This is a genomic window from Marinobacterium aestuariivivens, from assembly GCF_042661465.1.
Taxonomy (GTDB): Bacteria; Pseudomonadota; Gammaproteobacteria; order Pseudomonadales; family Balneatricaceae; genus Marinobacterium_A; species Marinobacterium_A aestuariivivens.
Genome location: NZ_JBHSWE010000001.1, coordinates 3,471,149 through 3,491,462, shown reverse-complemented (window position 1 = coordinate 3,491,462; position 20,314 = coordinate 3,471,149). Strand labels below are relative to the sequence as shown.

The 20,314-nt window shown below is 63.2% G+C and carries 20 protein-coding genes, 1 tRNA gene and 3 pseudogenes; 9 read left to right on the top strand and 15 right to left on the bottom strand.

Features of this window, described 5'->3' with window-relative positions; translation table 11 throughout:
* The first annotated feature begins 13 nt into the window (after positions 1-13).
* Complete coding sequence (gene cysK / locus ACFQDL_RS18210; RefSeq protein ID WP_379910270.1) at positions 14-982, top strand: cysteine synthase A; 969 nt, start codon at positions 14-16, stop codon at positions 980-982.
* A gap of 95 nt (positions 983-1,077) precedes the next feature.
* Here the strand turns inward: cysK and ACFQDL_RS18205 are convergent, their stop codons facing one another.
* The 4 genes from ACFQDL_RS18205 to trpS form a co-directional block, all read right to left on the bottom strand.
* A complete protein-coding gene (locus tag ACFQDL_RS18205) occupies positions 1,078-1,275 on the bottom strand; it encodes a hypothetical protein (protein WP_379910269.1) in 198 nt (65 codons plus the stop codon).
* A 96-nt stretch (positions 1,276-1,371) separates the two neighbouring features.
* Positions 1,372-2,211, bottom strand: coding sequence for a sulfurtransferase (locus tag ACFQDL_RS18200; RefSeq protein ID WP_379910268.1), 840 nt, complete (start codon positions 2,209-2,211; stop codon positions 1,372-1,374).
* 35 nt (positions 2,212-2,246) lie between these two features.
* Positions 2,247-2,741 carry a tryptophan--tRNA ligase gene (locus tag ACFQDL_RS18195; protein WP_379910267.1) on the bottom strand — a complete coding sequence of 165 codons (495 nt, stop codon included), beginning with the start codon at positions 2,739-2,741 and terminating at the stop codon, positions 2,247-2,249.
* The gene (trpS, locus tag ACFQDL_RS18190; RefSeq protein WP_379910266.1) at positions 2,633-3,523 is read right to left on the bottom strand and encodes a tryptophan--tRNA ligase; all 891 of its coding nucleotides are present in this window, start codon (positions 3,521-3,523) and stop codon (positions 2,633-2,635) included. The genes ACFQDL_RS18195 and trpS overlap by 109 nt, the downstream gene beginning before the upstream one ends.
* 190 nt (positions 3,524-3,713) lie before the next feature.
* Here trpS and ACFQDL_RS18185 point away from each other — a divergent pair, with 190 nt between their 5' ends.
* The 3 genes from ACFQDL_RS18185 to yaaA all read left to right on the top strand — a co-directional run bounded on the left by ACFQDL_RS18185 (position 3,714) and on the right by yaaA (position 5,218).
* Positions 3,714-3,947 carry a DUF2789 domain-containing protein gene (locus ACFQDL_RS18185; RefSeq protein ID WP_379910265.1) on the top strand — a complete coding sequence of 78 codons (234 nt, stop codon included), beginning with the start codon at positions 3,714-3,716 and terminating at the stop codon, positions 3,945-3,947.
* A 15-nt stretch (positions 3,948-3,962) separates the two neighbouring features.
* A complete protein-coding gene (locus tag ACFQDL_RS18180; protein ID WP_379910264.1) occupies positions 3,963-4,310 on the top strand; it encodes a hypothetical protein in 348 nt (115 codons plus the stop codon).
* Positions 4,311-4,444: 134 nt separating this feature from the next.
* On the top strand, positions 4,445-5,218 hold the full coding sequence (gene yaaA / locus ACFQDL_RS18175; RefSeq protein WP_379910263.1) for a peroxide stress protein YaaA: 774 nt from the start codon (positions 4,445-4,447) through the stop codon (positions 5,216-5,218).
* Positions 5,219-5,695: 477 nt separating this feature from the next.
* Here the strand turns inward: yaaA and ACFQDL_RS18170 are convergent.
* Positions 5,696-5,772, bottom strand: a tRNA-Met gene (locus tag ACFQDL_RS18170).
* A 181-nt stretch (positions 5,773-5,953) separates the two neighbouring features.
* Between ACFQDL_RS18170 and ACFQDL_RS18165 the strand changes: the two genes are divergently transcribed.
* On the top strand, positions 5,954-6,814 hold the full coding sequence (locus tag ACFQDL_RS18165) for a DUF72 domain-containing protein (protein WP_379910262.1): 861 nt from the start codon (positions 5,954-5,956) through the stop codon (positions 6,812-6,814).
* Positions 6,815-6,877: 63 nt separating this feature from the next.
* Positions 6,878-7,429 (top strand): DsbA family protein, encoded by a 552-nt coding sequence (locus tag ACFQDL_RS18160; protein ID WP_379910261.1) that lies wholly within the window; start codon positions 6,878-6,880, stop codon positions 7,427-7,429.
* A 59-nt stretch (positions 7,430-7,488) separates the two neighbouring features.
* Here the strand turns inward: ACFQDL_RS18160 and ACFQDL_RS18155 are convergent, their stop codons facing one another.
* On the bottom strand, positions 7,489-7,932 hold the full coding sequence (locus tag ACFQDL_RS18155) for a cold-shock protein (RefSeq protein ID WP_379910260.1): 444 nt from the start codon (positions 7,930-7,932) through the stop codon (positions 7,489-7,491).
* Positions 7,933-8,223: 291 nt separating this feature from the next.
* Between ACFQDL_RS18155 and ACFQDL_RS18150 the strand changes: the two genes are divergently transcribed.
* The gene (locus ACFQDL_RS18150) at positions 8,224-10,713 is read left to right on the top strand and encodes a SlyX family protein (RefSeq protein WP_379910259.1); all 2,490 of its coding nucleotides are present in this window, start codon (positions 8,224-8,226) and stop codon (positions 10,711-10,713) included.
* Positions 10,714-10,969: 256 nt separating this feature from the next.
* On the opposite strand, the gene ACFQDL_RS33005 is transcribed toward ACFQDL_RS18150, so the two are convergent.
* From ACFQDL_RS33005 to mpl, 6 genes and pseudogenes are all read right to left on the bottom strand, one after another.
* Positions 10,970-11,473, bottom strand: coding sequence for a class I SAM-dependent methyltransferase (locus tag ACFQDL_RS33005; RefSeq protein ID WP_465263968.1), 504 nt, complete (start codon positions 11,471-11,473; stop codon positions 10,970-10,972).
* A 29-nt stretch (positions 11,474-11,502) separates the two neighbouring features.
* The gene (locus ACFQDL_RS33000; protein ID WP_465263967.1) at positions 11,503-11,766 is read right to left on the bottom strand and encodes a hypothetical protein; all 264 of its coding nucleotides are present in this window, start codon (positions 11,764-11,766) and stop codon (positions 11,503-11,505) included.
* A gap of 301 nt (positions 11,767-12,067) precedes the next feature.
* A pseudogene (locus ACFQDL_RS18140) lies at positions 12,068-12,867 on the bottom strand (undecaprenyl-diphosphate phosphatase).
* 133 nt (positions 12,868-13,000) lie between these two features.
* Positions 13,001-13,555 (bottom strand): annotated as a pseudogene (tsaB, locus tag ACFQDL_RS18135) (tRNA (adenosine(37)-N6)-threonylcarbamoyltransferase complex dimerization subunit type 1 TsaB); the annotation flags it as partial.
* 43 nt (positions 13,556-13,598) lie between these two features.
* Positions 13,599-14,228 (bottom strand): flavin prenyltransferase UbiX, encoded by a 630-nt coding sequence (locus ACFQDL_RS18130; protein ID WP_379910258.1) that lies wholly within the window; start codon positions 14,226-14,228, stop codon positions 13,599-13,601.
* Positions 14,225-15,598 (bottom strand): UDP-N-acetylmuramate:L-alanyl-gamma-D-glutamyl-meso-diaminopimelate ligase, encoded by a 1,374-nt coding sequence (mpl, locus tag ACFQDL_RS18125; protein WP_379910257.1) that lies wholly within the window; start codon positions 15,596-15,598, stop codon positions 14,225-14,227. Before mpl ends, ACFQDL_RS18130 begins: the two co-directional genes overlap by 4 nt.
* 286 nt (positions 15,599-15,884) lie before the next feature.
* Between mpl and ACFQDL_RS18120 the strand changes: the two genes are divergently transcribed.
* A complete protein-coding gene (locus tag ACFQDL_RS18120) occupies positions 15,885-16,859 on the top strand; it encodes a class 1 fructose-bisphosphatase (RefSeq protein WP_379910256.1) in 975 nt (324 codons plus the stop codon).
* 108 nt (positions 16,860-16,967) lie between these two features.
* On the top strand, positions 16,968-17,501 hold the full coding sequence (gene ppa, locus ACFQDL_RS18115) for an inorganic diphosphatase (protein ID WP_379910255.1): 534 nt from the start codon (positions 16,968-16,970) through the stop codon (positions 17,499-17,501).
* A 78-nt stretch (positions 17,502-17,579) separates the two neighbouring features.
* On the opposite strand, the gene ACFQDL_RS18110 is transcribed toward ppa, so the two are convergent.
* The 3 genes and pseudogenes from ACFQDL_RS18110 to ACFQDL_RS18100 form a co-directional block, all read right to left on the bottom strand.
* A complete protein-coding gene (locus ACFQDL_RS18110; RefSeq protein ID WP_379910254.1) occupies positions 17,580-18,044 on the bottom strand; it encodes an LEA/WHy family protein in 465 nt (154 codons plus the stop codon).
* Positions 18,045-18,081: 37 nt separating this feature from the next.
* Positions 18,082-19,110 (bottom strand): L-threonine 3-dehydrogenase, encoded by a 1,029-nt coding sequence (tdh, locus tag ACFQDL_RS18105; protein WP_379910253.1) that lies wholly within the window; start codon positions 19,108-19,110, stop codon positions 18,082-18,084.
* Positions 19,034-20,307, bottom strand: a pseudogene (locus ACFQDL_RS18100) (glycine C-acetyltransferase). Before ACFQDL_RS18100 ends, tdh begins: the two are co-directional and overlap by 77 nt.
* Positions 20,308-20,314: the final 7 nt, after the last annotated feature.

The window sequence follows — 20,314 nt, the reverse complement described above, 5'->3', positions numbered from 1 at the left end:
CGTAAGGATGATCATGAAGGTTTACGAGGACAACTCCCAGTCGATCGGCAATACCCCGCTGGTCCGGCTCAAGCACCTGGCCCCCAACGCCAATCTCTACGCCAAGATCGAGGCACGCAACCCGGCCGGCTCGGTGAAATGCCGCATCGGTGCCAGCATGATCTGGGCCGCAGAGGAGTCCGGACGATTGAAGCCGGGCATGACACTGGTCGAACCGACCAGCGGCAACACCGGCATCGCCCTGGCGTTTGTCGCGGCCTCCCGCGGCTACCGCCTGGTGTTGACGATGCCTTCGTCGATGAGCCTGGAGCGACGCAAGCTGATGAAGGCCCTCGGCGCCGAAATCGTGCTGACGGAACCGGCCAAGGGCATGAAGGGTGCGATCGAGAAAGCCCGGGAGCTGGTTGCGGCCAACGCCGACAGCCACCTGATGCTGCAGCAGTTCGAGAACCCGGCGAACCCCGCCATTCACGAGAAAACCACCGGCCCGGAAATCTGGCAGGATACCGAGGGTCTGATCGACGTCCTGGTGGCCGGCGTCGGCACCGGCGGCACCATCACCGGGGTATCGCGCTACATCAAGCAGACGGAAGGCAAGGCGATCACCTCGGTTGCGGTCGAGCCCACCGACTCACCGGTCATCAGCCAGACGCTGGAAGGGGTGGAAATCAAGCCGGCACCCCACAAGATCCAGGGTATAGGTGCGGGATTCGTGCCGGCCAACCTCGACCTGGAGCTGGTCGATCGGGTCGAGCAGGTCGGCAATGACGATGCCATCGCCACCGCCCGGGCGCTGATGGAGAAGGAAGGCATCCTGGCCGGCATTTCCTGCGGCGCCGCCACCTGCGCCGCGCTGCGCATCGCCAACGACCCGGCTTTCGCCGGCAAGCATATTGTCGTGATCCTGCCGGACTCCGGCGAGCGCTACCTCTCGACAGCGCTGTTCGAGGGCCTGTTCAGCGAGAACGAGCTGGTTCAGTAGGCGCTCACAGACGCAAAAGGAGCCTTTCGGCTCCTTTTGCTGACCTTCCCTGGTCGTAACACAGGCACCCTCTGTTCCTGGCGTACCTCCCGGGATCAGTGAATCAGGCTGCGAATCTTGTCACAGCTCGGAAACTGGGCGAGATGATCGACCGTGACACTGTGATCCCGGCTGCGGGTCACGGTATACCAGCTCACCTTGGACTCCTGGCCCCTGTAATGGCCGTCCACCTCGAAACTTTCGCCGTCGATATCCAGCACCGCTATTTTTCTGACGCGTTCTTTGATCTGCATCCGCCCGTCTCCACTCATTCTTGTCGTTGTCTTAACTACTCAGTATAGACTACGGAGACACTACGAAAGTTTAATGACAGTCAGCGACGACAGCCGTCAGCCGGCACCGGTCGCGACCGGGCGCGCCGGATCCCTTATCCACTCGCTCCAGGAGCCGGCATAAAGACGCGAGCCGGCAAGACCCGCGACCTCCATCGACAGCAGATTGTGACAGGCCGTCACGCCGGAGCCGCACAGGTGCACCACCGACGCGGGATCGCGATCCCCCAGCAGCGCCTGCCACTCCAGCCGAAGTTGCGCGGCCTCCTTGAACAGCCCGCCGGCCAGATTCTCGCTCAACGGCCGGTTGAGGGAGCCGGGGATATGGCCGGCCACCGGGTCGATCGGCTCCTGCTCGCCGCGAAAGCGTTCGGCGCTGCGCGCATCGACCAGGGTGAAGGCCGGCGCCCTGAGACCGGCTTCCACTTCATCGACGTCGACGACCGCCTGCCCGTCACACTCGGCACGCCAACCTGAATCCGCGTCGGCCGGAGGCGTCTGCTGTGTCTCGCCGCCAAGGGCCAGCCAGGCCGGATAACCGCCATCGAGCAGTGCCACCGCATCATGCCCGAGCCAGCGCAACAGCCACCAGGCACGGGCAGCCATGGCGCCGCCGCAATCGTCGTAGACCACAACCTGAACGCCGGGCCCGACGCCGCACTGACGCAGGCGCGCATTCAGCCGCCCGGGGACCGGCAACGGATGCCGTCCCGTCCGCGGGCCGACCGGCGACGACAGGTCCCGATCCAGATCGAGAAAGCGGGCACCCGCTATATGCCCCTCGCCATAGACCCGGCGGCCGTAGCCGGTATCGGCGAGACTGAAGCGACAGTCGAGCAGGCACCAGTCACCGAGGTGCCGCCGGACCTGCTCCGCACTCACGAGGGTGTTGTACATGGGTGCCTCCAGCAGGATTCGGTTCGGGCCAGGGATCAGAGATAGGCCGCCAGTTCTTCGCGCAGCAGGTCCAGTTCGTTCTGAGCCTTCTGCTTCGCCTTCTTCTTCAGGTTTTCGACCTCTTCGGTCTTGCCGGCCACAATCGCCCGGGCCACCGCCGCCTTGTCCTCGGCATTCGCGACCTCATCGAGCAGCGGCTGCAGCTGCAGCAGAATCGCCCGCCGGCGCCCCTCTTCGGCACGGGCCAGCTCCTCCGCCGACTTCTCCTTTTTCTTCGCCTCGGTCTGAACGGCAGCCGGCACGTAGGTCAGCGGGCGGATACCGGCGGCGATGCGGACCTTCTCGAGCAGCGGCGCGGCCTGGGCACGGGCTTTCTCGGCGCCCTTTTGCAGTACGTCTTCGACGTGACCCAGGTCGTTCATCAGTTCGTTGTAGCGGTTGCGCGGCTCGCTGAGTTTGGCGTCCAGGTATTCGAACAGCTGCTTCTTGGCGTCGCCCCAGGCGATGCCTTCGAGATACTGCCTGCGCACCGCCTCGATCTCGTGACTCTCGGCAAAACAGCTGTAGAGCTGGAACAGGGTGCTGCTGTCCGGATCCTTGGGCTCCCCGGCTCGCGCAGGTCGGTGGTGATCTGGTTGATCAGCCTGCGCAGCTCGTCGCTGGAGCAGAACAGCGGGATGGTATTGTCGTAGCTCTTGGACATCTTGCGTCCATCGAGGCCCGGAATCAGCTGGGTCTGCTCGTCGACCTGGGCTTCGGGCAGCGTGAACAGCGGTTCGAACACATGGTTGAAACGGCCGGCCACATCCCGCGCCATCTCGATATGCTGGATCTGATCCCGTCCCACCGGAATGATATCGGCATTGAACATCAGGATATCGGCCGCCATCAGGATCGGATAGCTGAACAGCCCCATGGTCACGCCGTCATCGAGATCGGCATTACCCGCCTCGCGGTTGGCATCGGTCGCCGCCTTGTAAGCGTGGGCACGGTTCATCAGTCCCTTGGACGTCATGCAGGTCAGGATCCAGGTCAGCTCCGGTATCTCGGGGATATCGGTCTGGCGGTAATAGGTCGCCACATCGGTATCAAGCCCCAGTGCGAGCCAGGTTGCCGCGATTTCGCGGGTCGAGCGCGCCACCCGGCCCGGGTCATGGCACTTGATCAGGGCGTGGTAATCGGCCAGGAAAAAGTAGCTGTTGTAGGCCGGGTTGCGGCTGGCCTCGATTGCGGGCTTGATCGCCCCGAGGTAATTGCCGATATGGGGGGTACCGGTCGTGGTGATACCGGTAAGGACTGTCTTTTTACTCATGACGCTCGCTGTGCTCGCAGAAGCCTGACAAGGGGTTTGGCCGCTATGATACACAAAAGTGACAAGGGTCGTCTTGAGCCGGAGCCGGCCGAGCCGCCCATCCCGCCGCGCCGGCGGCGGCTTTGACTTTCACGGTTTCCTGAACAAAACTCCATAGTGCTCTGAATATCCCCGATGGCAGGAGTTCGTCATGGATACGTCGCAACACAATATGCACAATCTTTTCGAGCAGCTCGGGCTTCCCAGCGGCGAACGCGAGGTCGAGCAGTTCATTCGCACCCATCGGCTTTTCAGCCAGGACATCCGCCTGGACAAGGCCACCTTCTGGACCGAGTCCCAGGCTGAATTTCTGCGCGAGGCTTTTGACGAAGACTCGGACTGGTGCGAAGTCGTCGACGAACTCGACAGCCGCCTGCGCAACTGATCGCCGCCATTCAGGATGAAGGCTCCGAGCGTTGCAGCGGTCGTTCTGTCAGCGGTCACGCTGCTGTCGCCGGCCCACGCCAAGGCGAACGAATGGTTTCAGGGCGGCTCCCTGCATGCCAGCTCGGTGCATGACTGGAGCCGGGCCTCCTACGCCAACCGCCTGGCCACCTCGGCGGACTGGGCACTGGCCAGCAAGCGCGTCGAAGCGACGGTCAGGCGCAGCGGCGATATCGAGACGCTGAAACCCTTTGCCGAACAGCTGCTCGGCTGCATAGACCGCATCGCCTCGACCGACGGCATCATCGATGAGACCCATGCCATCCAGGTCGCATCTGCGTGCATGGCTCACATGGGGTGGTAGCCAAGCCCTGCCCTTTACCCACAAGTCGCCGTTCAGAGCTTATGGGTAATGGACTGGCCAAGCCTGCCGTTGCTTTTTTGCCTCCCCGATCTGCGTATGATCACTGGCAAACCGATGCAACCGATCACGAAGCCATGCTGATTGTCATTTCCCCCGCCAAGACCCTGGATTACGAAACCCCGGCCGCCACCGAGCGCTATTCGCAGCCGGACTGGCTCGACCAGTCGGAACTGCTGATCGACGAGCTGCGCAAGCTCTCGGTGCAGGACCTGGCCGGCCTGATGAAGCTCAGCGACAAGCTCGCCAGCCTCAACGTCGCGCGTTACGAAAGCTGGTCGCGCCCCTTCACCCCGGAAAACGCCAAGCAGGCCCTGCTGGCGTTCAAGGGCGACGTCTATGGCGGGCTCGAGGCCGCAAGCCTGAGCGACGACGACCTCGCATTTGCCCAGTCGCACCTGCGCATTCTGTCCGGCCTCTATGGCCTTCTCAAGCCGCTGGACCTGATGCAGCCCTACCGGCTCGAAATGGGCACCCGGCTCGGCAATGCCCGCGGCAAGGACCTCTATGATTTCTGGGGCTCTCGCCTGACCGAAGCGCTGAACGACGAACTCGAAGGCCCGGAGCCGGTGCTCGTCAACCTGGCATCCAACGAATACTTCAAGTCGGTGCAGCCGAAAAAGCTCAATGCCCGGCTGATCACCCCGGTGTTCAAGGACTGGAAAAACGGCCAGTACAAGATCATCAGCTTCTACGCCAAAAAGGCCCGCGGCCTGATGACCCGCTATATCATCCAGAACCGCATCGAAAACCCGGAGCAGATCAAGCAGTTCGACCTCGAGGGTTACCAGTTCGCCCCGGAAATGTCCAAGGGCGATACCTGGACCTTTATCAGGGATCCTGAGGCGTGAGGCGTGAGGCGTGAGGCGTGAGGCGTGAGGCGTGAGGCGTGAGGCGTGACAGTAAGCGCACCGCACTGTCAAAATGCCGGTGCGCTTCGCTGCGCTCAGCAGCACCCTACGTCGGAACATCAAGCGTCAGCGAGCTTCGTCCGCGGTTGTTATAGAGAGCGAGCCCGACGCCAATCTTTTACGCCCTATTAAACGAAAAAAGCCTGAAATCTTTCGACTTCAGGCTTTTCTCTCAAACTGGGTGCGAAGTACTTAGACGACCTTCGCCCCGGCTTCGCCGGGCACTTGTAGAAAGCGAGCCCGACTCGTCGGGCCCTGACTACGAAGTACCAGGCAATAAAGTGGTAGCGGGGGCCAGATTTGAACTGACGACCTTCGCCCGCGGTTATGAAGAGCGAGCCCGACGCTGCTTTGCTTTAGCCTGCCTCAGAACGAAAAAAGCCTGAGGCCTTTCGACTTCAGGCTTTTTTCTTAATTTGGTAGCGGGGGCCAGATTTGAACTGACGACCTTCGGGTTATGAGCCCGACGAGCTACCAGGCTGCTCCACCCCGCATCAACGTGGAGCGAATACTACGCTCGAATTCAGGCGCCGTCAATCCCTTTATTACAAAACAGTCTAATATCATGCCAGCATGGCGCGATACTCCAGGACCGGCCGTTGCGGCCCTGCTGCCCGCGGCCAAAGATCGTTATAATGGCAACGCCGGACATCAACCCGACCCCGTGGAAGACAGGTGCAGAACCACTGCTATATCGGACTGCCGCAATGGCATCATCCCGACTGGGGACACTCCGCCCTCAGCGGCAGCCGCCGGCAGCCAGCGCTGGAGCGCTATGCCGCGCACTTTTCGACCGTCGAGGGCAACTCCACCTTCTATGCCCTTCCCGCGGCCGATACCGTGCAACGCTGGTACGCCGAAACACCGGCAGGTTTCCGTTTCTGCTTCAAGTTTCCCCAAACAATCAGCCACAAGCAGAGCTTGCGCCACTGCACTGCCGAACTGCGCACCTTTTTCGACAGCATTGCACCGCTCGAAACCAAGCTGGGCCAGCTCTTTCTGCAATTGCCGGCCCGCTGCGGACCCGCATCGCTGGAGACACTGACCGCTTTTCTCGCGGCACTTCCAGAGGGTTATCGCTACGGTCTCGAAGTGAGGCATCCGGGCTTTTTCGACAAAGGCGATGCGGAGCGCAGGCTCAACCGGATGCTGATGGAACGCGGCATCAATCGCACTCTGTTCGATACCCGCGCCCTCTTCGCACTGCCGGCGGACGATGACCTGAGCCGCGATGCGCTGCAGAAAAAGCCGCGGGTACCGCTGCACGTCATCGCAACCGGCACGGCGCCGATGGTGCGCTTCATCACGCCGTTGGACTGGCAGCGGGGCCTGCCCTGGCTCGAGCCCTGGGTTGGCAAGGTCGCCCACTGGCTCGGTGAAGGACGCACGCCCTATCTGTTTTTCCATACCCCGGACAACCGCGAGTCGCCGGAACTGGCCCGGCTCTTCGCCGAACGGCTGTTACAGCGCTGCCCCGGCGTCCAGGGTTTCAGCCCCTGGAGCCCGGGCATCCGCCAGCAGGAGACCCTGTTCTGATGACGACACTGATCTATGTGATGGATCCGATGTGCAGTTGGTGCTGGGCCTTCGCGCCCCAGCTTGCGGCGGTTCGCCGGCATTTCGACGACCTGGCGCTGCAGTACGTTCTGGGGGCTGGCACCGGATACCGAGGCGCCGATGCCGGCACCGCTGCAGCAGCAGATCCAGGCGACCTGGCGCCACATCGAGGCTCGCACCGGCACCCCCTTCAACCACGACTTCTGGCGCCTGAACCAGCCCCGCCGGGCCACCTGGAGCGCCTGCCGCGCCGTGATCAGTGCCGGCCGGATTGAAACCGGAGCGGACGAAAGAATGGTCGCCGCGATCCAGCGTGCCTATTACCTGGAGGCGCGCAACCCCTCGGATGCGGATGTTCTGGTGGCGCTGGCCCAGGAAACCGGGCTGGACCCGGAGCGGTTCCGCGGGATGTTACAGGACCCGGATACCGAACGGCAGTTGCAGCGACACCTGGCGCTCAAGGACAAACTGGGCGTGCAGGGCTTCCCGGCACTGCTGCTGCAGCATGGCGATGATCTACTTGCGCTGAGCGCCGGCTATGACACGGCATCCGGTCTGATTCCCCGGATCCGGAAACGCATACGGGAGCCCTAGGGCTCCCGTATTGGCAGAGGTCAGGCCTCCGGTGGCGGGGACAACCCCGCCGGTATCGATCAGGTCCGGACGACGGAAACATCTTCCGCCTGCAGACCCTTGTCGCTTTCACGGACATTGAAGCGGACTTGCTGCCCCTCGGTCAGGGACCGGTGACCGCGCCCCCGGATACTGCGAAAATGCACGAACACATCGTCGCCGTTTTCCCGGGTGATGAAACCAAAGCCCTTGGAAACGTTGAACCACTTGACCTGACCCATTTCCCGATTGTCATCCTCGTCGGGCACCTCGTCCTCGTAACGCGGCGTGGCGCCGGATCGGGCCTGCGTGCCGCTTCCCAGACCGGAAACGACGGAAGCTGCCAGAACGACGACAAAAACCACAGCCAGTACCGCAACATTCAACTCAACTTCGACCTTGGCGACAGCTCCCAACAGGTAGGGAATCACGACGGCCGCCAGGGCACTGACAACAATACTACGTATCAGTTGTACACCACTCATTTAATCTTCTCTTGTGATTTGCAGTTATAACTCAGTTGACCAACGTCTGGAGAAAAAACCCGGACGCTCGCAAGATATAGCTAATTTTGCGTAATTTTTCAACAGCTTACCGTTAATAATGGGCTATCCTCTGAGCAGCGCCCGGCGAACCCGGCTGCGAATACCGGACAGCGGGGACAGCCGCCGCCATGCCCGGCCTTGCCGTCATGGCCCTCACTGCGCTCGACGGCTCGAAAAAAACTTTTAGAAAACATAGACTAACGACAAACCACACCCATCGGGAGCATTGCCATGAGTGACGCCGAGCGAATGGAAGACCTCGAGTCCCGTATCGCCTTCCAGGAAGATACCCTCGACAAGCTCAATGATGTCGTGTCACGGCAGGAGCTCGAGATCGAGCGCCTGACCCGCATGATCAAGATCATCAACAGCCAGCTCAAGCAACTGGATCTGGGCGGCGGTGACGAGGTGGCCGACGAACCTCCCCCACTACTGATGTCGTTGCTGCACCTGCTCGGCAGAGTACTGCTGCGGGGCCTGGTAAAAACGACGCTGATCGGCGATCAATGGCTGCATGGCGGTTCCCGGGTACGCTATGTGCTCGAAACCGATCGCTGGAGCCACCGCCAGCTGCTGCTCGCCCAGGCACGCCGTGCCGGTGTGCAGCTGCAGCCGTCGCAGATACTCTGTGCCCGGCACAATGGCCAGTCCGTGCTGCCGGAGCAGCTGGACGAAGCCTGCCGACTGACCCGTGAAGACCCGGAATACCGGCTGACCCTGATTCCGGTTTCGGTGTTTCACGGGCGCCTGCCGATCCGGGAGACCTCCTGGCTGAACCTGCTGTATGCAGAGTCCTGGGACCAGGGCGGGCGTATCGGCAGGCTGCTGCAGTTGCTGGTCAACGGTCGTCAGACGCTGGTTCACATCGACTGCCCCCTGCACCTGCAGCAATTGCGTGCCAATACGGAGGACAGCAACGCCCTGTGCCGCAAGGCCACCCGGTTGCTGCTGCAGCACTTTCACAGCCGTCGCCAGGCAGTCGTCGGGCCCGACCTTTCCCACCGCCGCACCCTGATGTCGCTGATACTGCGTCACCCGCAGGTACGCCGAGCCATTGCCGGACGGGCACGGGAAAAACGCGAAAGCTCGCTCGAATCCGAACGCTATGCCGCCGCCGCCCTCGACGGCATCGCCGCCGATTTCAGCCCGGTTACGGCCCGGATGCTGTATCCGCTGTTCAATGCCGTCTGGCGCCGTCTCTACAACGAGGTGGACATCAGAGGACTGGACAGCATCCGGGCCCTGGCACTGGATCATCAGCTGGTGTACCTGCCCTGCCATCGCAGTCACATGGACTACCTGCTGTTGTCCTGGGCGCTCTATCGCCACGGGCTGATGCTGCCCCATATCGCCGCCGGCGAGAACCTGGACCTGCCGCTGGTCGGTGCCATTCTCAAGCGCGGTGGTGCCATTTTCATGCGCCGCAGTTTTCAGGACGACGCCCTCTACCAGGCCCTCTATCAGCAGTATCTGGCACTGATGTCGCGCCACGGCCACGCACTGGAATACTTTGTCGAGGGCGGACGCAGTCGCACCGGGCGCCTGCTGCCGCCACGTACCGGCCTGCTGGGCATGACACTCGACGGCTGGCGCACCAGCCCGGAACGCCCGGTGGCGCTGATCCCGGTCTGGATAGGCTACGACCGGGTGGTCGAGGCCGAAAACTACCAGCGCGAACTCGAGGGCGAGCGCAAGCGCTCGGAGAGCCTCGGCGGACTGCTCGGTGCACTGAAAATCCTGCGCCAGCGATTCGGCCGCGCCACTCTGAGCATCGGTGAACCGCTTCTCCTTGCGGACCGGTTCGACCTGAAGCTCGAAACCCGCGCCCAGGCCCGGGCCATCGGCCTGCAGATCATGGCCCGCATCAATGCCGCCGCAACCCTGACCGAAAGCGGAATGCTGGCCTGCGCACTGCTGCCGCAGCCGGCACAGCGCCTGGAAACCGAACGGCTGGAGGCACTGCTCGAGGCTCTGAGCGCCCTGGCCTGCGTGCTGCCCAATGCGCCGGCCGGCATACCGGACAGGCGCCCGCGACTTTGGATAGAGCAGGCCCGCCAGCGAGGCCAGCTCGAGATCGACGGTGCCATGACGCAGCTGGCGGCGCCCCAGGCACGTGAAATGACGTTCTATCGCAACAACCTGCTGCACTTTTTCGTGCTGCCGGGACTGTGCCTGCTGCTGGTGCGCCGCAGCCCCAACCCGCTGCCGCAACTCGTGACCCGGATGCTGAAGGTACTCTATCCCTATTTGCAGGCCGAACTTTTTCTGCCCTGGGACGAGACCGGTTTCACGAAAGTCGCGGCGCTGTTGCGCCGGCGGCTGATCGAGCGGGGCCTGCTGAGTCTCGACGGCCGGCACCTGGTCGCCGGCGAGTGCGACACGGCGCTTGCACTGATGCGCAGCGTGGAGCCACTCCTGCTGCGCTATTATCTGCTGTTCCGGCTGCTGGAGCGCGAGGGCCGCCTGCCGCCCCAGAGCCTGGTCGAGCGGGCTCTGGACCTCGCCCGCAAGCTGCATCGGGAGTTCGGTTTCGACTCAGCCGAATATGCCGACCGCCGCGTACTGGAGACATTCCTTGCCCAGCTGCTCGACCGCGGCATCCTGGTTCAGCGGGAAGAATTACTGGAGACCGCCGTGGATATCGGCGGGCTGATGCGCCAGGCCAGGCAGCTGCTGACGCCAAGGCTGATCAATTTTATCGATGAACAGCTGGAGGCTTGAAGCAAGGGTTAGGGTGACGGGGCTACTGTCACTTGTCACCTTTTCTGTTAGCGGCGTTAGGCGTTAGGCGTTAGGCGTTAGGCGTTAGGCGTTAGGCGTTAGGCGTTAGGCGTTAGGCGTAGGGTGCCGGTAAGCGCACCGCGTCGAAATGTCAGCCGGTGCCTTCGCGCCTCTTTTCGGTGCGCTTCGTTTCACTCCACTGTAAACCGCTCCTGCGTTTACAGTGTTTCCACCATCCGTGGCGGTCAGCAACACCCTACCGTTCGAGCTTTTTCAACGCATAGATGTCGAAGCGGCCCGACTTGCCCTCGAGCTGAAAGCTCGGCGCCGGGCCCGGAATCAGGGGCGCCTTGCGCGGGCGCTTGACCACGACCCGGTTCTGCGCGGCCTCCAGGGCCGCGGCCAGCAACAGCTCGGCATCGCCGTCGTCGCCGACCAGGTCGCGGAACAGACGCATCTCCTTTTTCGCCAGGGCGCTCTTGTCGGAATGCGGGAACATCGGATCGACATAGACCACCTCGGGCCGCTGCAGAGCACCGGCCTGGCGTCGCAGCCAGGCGATACTGTCTTCGCGGATCAGTTCCATGCGCTCGATGATCGGGGTCAGCTCGGGGTCCTGCGCCGCCCGGGCCAGACCGTCTGCCAGCAGCAACTGGATCACCGGCACGCGCTCGATCAGCTGCACCTCGCAGCCCAGGCTCGCGAGCACGAAGCTGTCACGGCCCAGGCCCGCCGTGACGTCGGCGACCCGGGGACGCACACCGCCCTTCAGGCCGACCGCCCTGGCGATCAGCTGGCCGGTACCGCCCCCTGCCTGCGTCGGTGGGCGACCGCGCCGCCGGCAAAATCCACCCGGACCGGCCCCGGTGCCTTGCGCCCGGTCTGCTGCAACTGCAGCCCCTCGGAGGTCAGGCGCAGCAGGCAGGCATAATCACAATGCAGCAGATCGGCCCGGAACAGCACCGGGACCCCGAGCGTGGCACCCAGGCTGGCGGCTTCGGACTGATGCTCGCTGCTGGCGTATTCGACGGCCAGCGAAAAGGACTCGGTCATGGGAATTGGCTCTAGTGTACTGTTTCACTCTTAAAGGCACTTATAGCGAGTCGCCAAGGGGTTGGCCGCAAGGCGCATTTTTGAAGGCATAGTGGGTCTATGTCGAGAAAATGCAACACCGCGGACGGCCCCTTGGCGGCTCGCCCGGAGGGAGCCCGCCAATGCGCGCCCCGCGGCGTTGCCGTTCTTGGCAAGAGCGCCACTATTCCCGGCGAACGGCGCCTTGCTGGACACGAATTGGCGGGCTCTATAAGTATCTATTAGGGTGAAACAGTACACTAGTATTGGTACGATGCGCGCGTCAGCCGGCAAAGTAGATACCCAGAAGTGCCACGCCCAGCAGCAGTCGATAGATCACGAACGGCAGCATGCCGATGCGATTCAGCCAGCTCAGGAACAGACAGATGCAGGCCCAGGCGCTGACAGCGGACAGCAGTACGCCCCACCCCACCAGCGACCAGCTTTCCACTGTCCCGCTCTGGTACAGCTCCAGCCCCTTGAAGGTGCCGGCCCCGACAATGATCGGAATCGACAACAGAAACGAAAACCGCGCAGCCGCCGCGCGCTCGAGTCCAAGCATCAGACCGGCCGTAATGGTGATGCCCGAGCGGGAGGTCCCCGGAATCAGCGCCAGCGCCTGGGCCATGCCGATCCAGAGGGCGTCACGCGTGCCGATGTGCTGCAGTTGCCGCTGCTCGGTGCGCCGGCTGTCGGCGTACCAGAGCAGTGCACCGAAGATCAGGGTGGTGCCGGCGATAACCAGGATCGAGCGGGCAAAATGCTCGATCAGGCTGTCGAGGAAAAACCGGCCAGCACCGCCGGCACCGTCGCCAACACCAGGTACCAGGCCAGGGCACTTTCGGTCGAGCCGCGCCCGCCCAGCGAGCGGCACCAGGCCAGGAACAGTTGCGCCAGGTCCCGGCGGAAATAGAACACCACCGCCGCCAGCGTGCCGACATGCACGCCGACGTCGAACGCCAGCCCCTGGTCGGGCCAGCCGAGCAACTGCGACGGCAGGATCAGATGCGCCGAACTCGAGATCGGCAGAAATTCGGTCACGCCCTGAATAAGCGCCAGCCAGACAGCCTGAAAAATATCCATCGTTACTGCTCGTCCTTTTTCTTCCAGGTACCTTCACGCAGATAGACCGGCAGCCCCTGTTCGGGCGCCAGGCCCCTTCCTGGATCAGATCACGCTCCGCCAGCGGCAGCATCGCCCCCGCCGACGGATGGAGTTCGGTGACCGGCTGCCCCTGGATGCCGGCCTGTACGCTGGCGCTCATGCCCTGCAGATAATTGAAGCCCGGGCCGATCGCCAGCCAGGGTGCCATCACCGGCAGATAGAGATCGGCGGGACTACTCACCTGCTCGGCGACCTTCTCGTCCGGCAGACCGCAGGTCAACTCATAGGCGCACCAGTAGATCTCGTCCATGCGCGCATCGAGCGCGGCGATGATCCAGTCGCGTTGCTGTTCGCGTCCCTGCTGCAACGCCAGGGCCGCCAGCGTCGAGACCGGCAGTACCGGCAGATCGGCGGCAAATGCCAGCCCCTGGGCGACGCCTGTGGCAATGCGAATACCGGTAAAGGAGCCGGGACCGCGCCCGAAGGCCACCGCGTCGAGCGCACTGGGACCGAATCCCGCTTCGGCCAGCAGGGCTTCGGCCATCGGCAGCAGCAGCCGCGTATGCTGACGCGGCGCCAGTCGAAAATCCTCCCGCACCTCGCCGTCGATCCAGAGGGCGACGGAACAGGCATCGGTGGAGGTATCCAGGGCAAGAATCTTGCTCATTAAAACCTTCTTGTTTCAGGGGGTGAATATCTTGGACCGGGACTCAGTCGCCACCCGGCAGCGGCTCGCCCCAGCGCGGCAGCAGGGTCTGTTCCACACCGATCTGGTTGAGGATGCGGGCCACGATGAAATCGACCATATCCTCGATGCTCTGCGGCCGGTGATAGAAGCCGGGGCTGGCCGGTATCACCACCGCTCCCATACGGGTCAGCTTGAGCATATGTTCGAGGTGAATCTCTGAATAGGGCGCCTCGCGCGGTACCAGAATCAACTGACGCCGCTCCTTGAGGGCGACATCGGCGGCGCGCTCGATCAGGTTGTTGCTGGCGCCGGTGGCGATCGCCGACAGACAGCCGGTACTGCAGGGGCAGACCACCATCGTCGACGGCGCGCCGGAGCCCGAGGCCACCGGTGCCATCCACTGCTCGCGGCCGAATACCCGCAACTGGCCAGGGCCCGCGCCGTACTCGCGACCGAGAAAGGCCTCCTGCTCCTCGTGACGCCCGGGCAGTGCCACCTCGGTTTCGGTGGCGATCACCACCTGGGCCGCCTTGGATATCATCAACATGACCTGGACATCGGCCGCCAGCAGACACTGCAACAGCCGCAGGCCGTACTGGGCACCGGATGCGCCGGTGATCGCAAGGGTGACGCGACGCGGTTCCGGACTCAAGACGCGGCCTCCGTCAGGGCAGCCACGAGGCGCTGGTGAACGCCCTCGAAGCCGCCGTTGCTCATGATCAGAATATGGCTGCCCGGTACCGCGGTCCGCACCAGTTCGGCGATCAGCGTGGCAGTATCGCTGGACAGCGAGGCGGGCACCGGACTGTCGTCGACCACCGCATCGAGGGACCAGTCGAGCCCGGCCGGCTGGAACCAGTAGACCCGGTCGGCGGCGGCCACCGAGGGTGCCAGTGCCGCGCGATGCGCGCCCAGGCGCATGGTGTTGGAACGCGGTTCGACGACCGCGATCACCGGCGCGTCGCCGACCCGGGCCCGAAGTCCGGCCAGGGTGGTTTCGATCGCCGTGGGATGATGGGCGAAATCGTCGTAGACGCAGATGCCGTTAACCTCGGCGAGCAGTTCCATGCGACGCTTGACGCCGCCGAAGGAACAGAGCGCCTCGATGCCATGCTCGGGCCTCACCCCGACATGCCGGGCCGCGACCAGCGCCGCCAACGCGTTGGAGACGTTGTGCCGGCCCGTATGGGCCCATTCGACGACTCCCTGCGGCTCGCCGCGGTGGAGCACCTCGAAGCGACTGCCATCCTCCGCCAGCAGCCGCGCCTGCCATTCCGTAGCGGCGCCGGCATCCAGTCCGGTGCGTACCACCGGCGTCCAGCAGCCCATGCCGATCACCTCGTCGAGAGCCGGTTGCCCCTGTGGCACCACGAGCTGGCCGTTACCGGGCACGATCCGCAGCAGGTGATGGAACTGGCGCTGAATGGCGGCCAAATCCGGAAAAATGTCGGCGTGATCGTATTCGAGATTGTTCAGGATCAGGGTCCGGGGATGGTAATGCACGAACTTCGAGCGCTTGTCGAAAAAGGCCGTATCGTACTCGTCGGCCTCGATGACGAAAAACGGCGACTCGCCCAGCCGTGCCGAAACCGGAAAGTCCTTCGGCACGCCGCCGATCAGGAAGCCGGGCGCCATATCGGCCTGCTCCAGCAACCAGGCCAGCATGGTCGCGGTGGTGGTCTTGCCATGGGTACCGGCGACGGCCAGTACCCAGCGATCCTGCAGCAGATGCTGCGACAGCCACTGCGGGCCCGACATGTAGTGCAGGCCGCGATCGAGCATGTATTCGACACAGGGGTTGCCGCGGGACATGGCATTGCCGACGATGACCAGGTCCGGCGCGGGCTCGAGCTGTACCGGATCGAAGCCCTCGATCAGCTCGATCCCCTGCTGTTCGAGCTGGGTGCTCATCGGCGGATAGACATTGGCATCGCAACCGGTCACCCGGTGCCCGAGCTGCCTGGCCAGGATGGCCAGAGAGCCCATGAAGGTGCCGCAGATGCCGAGAATATGGATATGCACGCAACAGGATCCTGTTCATAAACACTGATCTGGGGATAATACCCGTTTTACGCCCGCGGCCGCACCCGTTGACGGCCACCAATTCGGCAAAAACAGGGCCACGAAGCTCCCCGGGCCGGCCAGTTTCGACCGGCGCTGCTGAAGCCTCGCTGAATGTTTCGAATGGCGGTAAAAATGGTCAATTCATCTACAATTAACTGGCATCAGGCCATGCATTCGGCAACCGATTCCCTTACAATCGCGCCGTAACTCCTCCCAAGCAGACCCCAAAGGTTGAAGCAGAACAATGCAGCTCCTGAGCTCGTTCCTGAAACATCGGAAAACTGACGAACAACTGGTCGAACTGATCGACACCCTGATGGTCGCGTGCAAGGAAATTGCATTGCAGCTGCGCGAAGGTGCACTCGCCGGCGTGCTGGGCACGTCCGAGAACACCAACGTTCAGGGCGAAACCCAGAAGAAGCTGGATATCATCGCCAACGACGTGCTGAAGAAGGTACTGCTGGACAACCGGCTGGTTGCGGGCCTGGCCTCCGAAGAGGAGGACGATCCGGTCGCCGGCAATCCCGAAGGCCGCTTCCTGGTCACCTTCGATCCGCTCGACGGCTCCTCGAACATCGATATCAATGTCTCGGTCGGCACCATTTTCTCGATCCTGGAGCTGCCGGCGGGCGAACATCCGGCGCACCACAGCGCCTATCTGCAGAACGGCCGCCGTCAGCTCGCCTCCGGCTATGTACTTTACGGCCCCTCGGCCGTGCTGGCCCTGACCACCGGCCAGGGCGTCAACTTCTTCACCCTGGCCCACACCGGCGACTTCATCCTTACCCAGGAGAACGTCCAGGTTCCGGTGGAAACGAAAGAGTTCGCCATCAACATGTCGAACCAGCGTTTCTGGGAACCGGCGATGCGCAGTTATATCGGCGACCTGCTGCAGGGCAGCGATGGCCCGCGCGGCAAAAACTACAACATGCGCTGGATCGCCTCGATGGTGGCCGAAGTGCATCGCGTCCTGACCCGCGGCGGCATCTTCAGCTACCCCTGGGACGGGCGCGAACCGCAGAAACCCGGCAAGCTGCGTCTGATGTACGAAGGCAACCCGATGAGCCTGCTGATCGAACAGGCCGGCGGCCTCGCCAGCACCTGCTACCAGCCGATCCTCGACGTCGAGCCGACCGAAATCCATCAGCGCGTTTCGGTGGCGCTTGGCTCGCGCAACGAGGTCGACGCCATGCTGCAGTACCACACACCGGAAAATTAACCGCCCGTAGCAACGGTGGGCGGCCTTAAGTCGTATTCAACTACAGGGCCCCCACTGGCTATAATCCGTTCTGATTTTGCCCTTACAACAGCCAACAGGAAGACACGCATGAGCTTTGCTAAAGTGCCTGCCGGTAAAGAACTGCCGAACGACCTCTACGTCATCATCGAGATTCCGGCGGAAAGCTCCCCGGTCAAATACGAGATCGACAAGGATGCCGATGCGATCTTCGTCGACCGCTTCATGGCGGCGCCGATGTTCTACCCGGCCAACTACGGCTATGTGAACAACACCCTGGCCGACGACGGCGACCCGCTGGACGTGCTGGTGCTGACCCCGCACCCGGTGATGACCGGTTCCGTGATCCGCTGCCGTCCGGTCGGGATTCTGAACATGACCGACGAAGCCGGCGAAGACGCCAAACTGGTTGCGGTACCGCACCAGAAGCTGAGTCAGGCCTACAACGACATCAATGATGTCGACGACCTGCCGGAACTGCTGAAAGAGCAGATCGCGCACTTCTTCGAAAACTACAAGACCCTCGAGAAGGGCAAGTGGGTCAAAGTGGAAGGCTGGGCCAACGCCGATGCCGCCCGCGACGCCGTGACCAAGGCCGCTGCGGCCTACGAAGCGCAGAAGTGATGTCTAGCGATGGTGCCGGCGCAATGCCCGCACCATCGCCTGTTCGCTGCGAGGCGCCGCTCCCACAGGCGTCACTTTTTAACGCCCGCCCGTCAGACTGACTTCCCCGCTTTCGACGATATCCACATAGGGCAGGAAACGCCCCAGATCCAGCCGCGCGTTCAGCTCGTAGCTGACAGTGTCACGTTGCGTGCGCATCAGGTCCGCCAGCAGGCGGAAACCGCTGAGCAGGTCCGCGGTCGTCAGCACGCGGATATCGGCCTCGCCGTACGCCGGCACCACCGGCAGGTCATTGGCCACGCCGTTGAGCAGCCTGCGCCCCTCGAGCGCAACGCTGTAGGTCATGCCCTCGATATCGAGCGCGGTGCGATTCGGGTTGATCACATGCAGTCCGATCTCGAAACGCGGCACCATGCCGTCCGACGGCAACGCCCGGAACGAAGTGACGCTGACGGTCGGTTTTTCGAAATCCGTCTGCAGCGTGGCGCAGCCGGCCAGCACCAGCAGCCACGCGAACAGCAAAGCCCGTTGCAGGATCCTCATCGAATAAAGCTCTCCAGGAAGTTAGATATGGGGCCGGTCATCCCTGCATCCAGTCCAGGATCACCTTGCCGCTCTGCCCCGAAAGCATCGCGGCGAAGCCGGCCTCGTATTCGGCAACCGGGAAATGATGAGTGATCACCGGCGACAGGTCCAGCCCGCTCTGCAGCATCGCCACCATCTTGTACCAGGTTTCGAACATCTCGCGGCCGTAGATGCCCTTGATCTGCAGGCCCTTGAAGATCACCTGATTCCAGTCGATGGCGGTGTTGTCCGGCGGAATCCCCAGCAGTGCGATCTTGCCGCCGTGGTTCATATGGGCCAGCATCGAGGTGAAGGCCGAGGGCACGCCGGACATCTCCAGCCCGACGTCGAAGCCCTCGAGCATGTGCAGATCCTCCATCACCTCCTTCAGCGACTGGCGCTCCACGTTCACCGTGCGGGTGGCCCCCATCTGCTTGGCAAGCCCGAGACGGTAATCGTTGACGTCGGTGATGACGACGCTGCGCGCACCGACATGGCGGGCGATGGCCACGGCCATGACGCCGATGGGGCCGGCCCCCGTGATCAGCACGTCCTCGCCGACCAGGTTGAAGCTCAGTGCCGTATGGGTGGCGTTGCCGAAGGGGTCGAAGATCGCGGCCAGGTCATCGGAGACGTCTTCCGGGATCTTGAAGGCATTGAACGCCGGAATTACCAGATACTCGGCGAAAGCCCTCCCGGTTGACGCCGACGCCGACTGAATTGCGACACAGGTGGCGCCGCCCGGCACGGCAGTTGCGGCAGAAGCCGCAGGTGATATGACCCTCGCCCGAGACCCGGTCGCCAACCTCGAAGCCCCGCACCTCCTGACCGATCTCGACGATCTCGCCGACATATTCGTGGCCCACGTGCATCGGCACCGGGATCGTCTGCTGTGCCCAGCATCCCAGTTCCAGATATGGACGTCGGTACCGCAGATCGCGGTCTTGCGGATCCTGATCATGACGTCGTTATGGCCGAGCACCGGTTTGCGGGTACGGGTCAGGGTAAGCCCGGGGCCCGCTTCGAGCTTGCACAGGGCTTTCATCGCAATACCCCTGCTCCCGACCGATGCGGCTGAACGCCTCGATAGCGGCATCGATCTGGTCGTCGCTGTGGGCCGCACTCATCTGGGTGCGGATGCGGGCCTGCCCCTGGGCACCACCGGATAGGAAAAGCCGATCACGTAGATCCCCTCGGCCAGCAGCGCATCGGCCATGCGCCCGGCCAGCGCGGCATCGCCAAGCATGACCGGTATGATCGGATGCCCGGCACCGGCCAGTTCGAAACCGGCCGCCGTCATGCCGCTGCGAAAGCGCTCGCTGTTATGCCGCAACTTTTCGCGCAACGCCCGGCCCTCGGAGCTTGCCAGCAGCCGCAGCACCTCCAGGGTGGCGACCACGATCGCCGGCGCCAGGCTGTTGGAGAACAGGTAGGGGCGCGAACGCTGGCGCAGCAGCTCGACGATCTCGCGCCGACCCGAGGTAAAACCGCCGGAGGCGCCACCGAGCGCCTTGCCGAGTGTGCCGGTGATGATATCGACGCGATCGCGCACGCCGCAATATTCCGGTGTACCGGCGCCCTGCTCTCCGACGAAGCCGACGGCATGGGAATCGTCCACCATCACCAGGGCGCCGTAACGGTCGGCCAGGTCGCAGATCGACCGGAGGTCGGCAATGACGCCATCCATCGAGAAAACGCCATCGGTGGCGATCAGCCGGAACCGCGTGCCGTCGGCCACGGCCTGTTTGAGCTGCGCCTCCAGGTCCGCCATATCGTTGTTGCGGTAGCGGTAGCGCCGCGCCTTGCACAGACGCACGCCGTCGATGATCGAGGCATGATTGAGCGCATCGGAGATCACGGCATCCCGCTCCGTCAGCAGGGTTTCGAACAGACCGCCATTGGCATCGAAACAGCTCGAGTAGAGGATGCTGTCCTCGGTGCCAAGAAAGTCCGACAGCGCACGCTCCAGTTGCCGGTGGGGCGACTGGGTTCCGCAGATAAAGCGTACCGAGGCCATGCCGAATCCGTAACGCTCCAGCCCCGCCCGGGCGGCTGCGATCAGCCTCGGATCGTCGGCCAGACCGAGATAGTTGTTGGCACAGAAATTCAGCACTTCCTGGCCGTCCGCCAGCCGGATACGGGCCTGCTGGGGACTGTCGATCACCCTTTCATCCTTGTAGAAGCCATCGGCCCGGATCTGATCGAGCTGGTCTTGCAATGCCTGCAGAAAAGCGTCGCGCATACTGCAC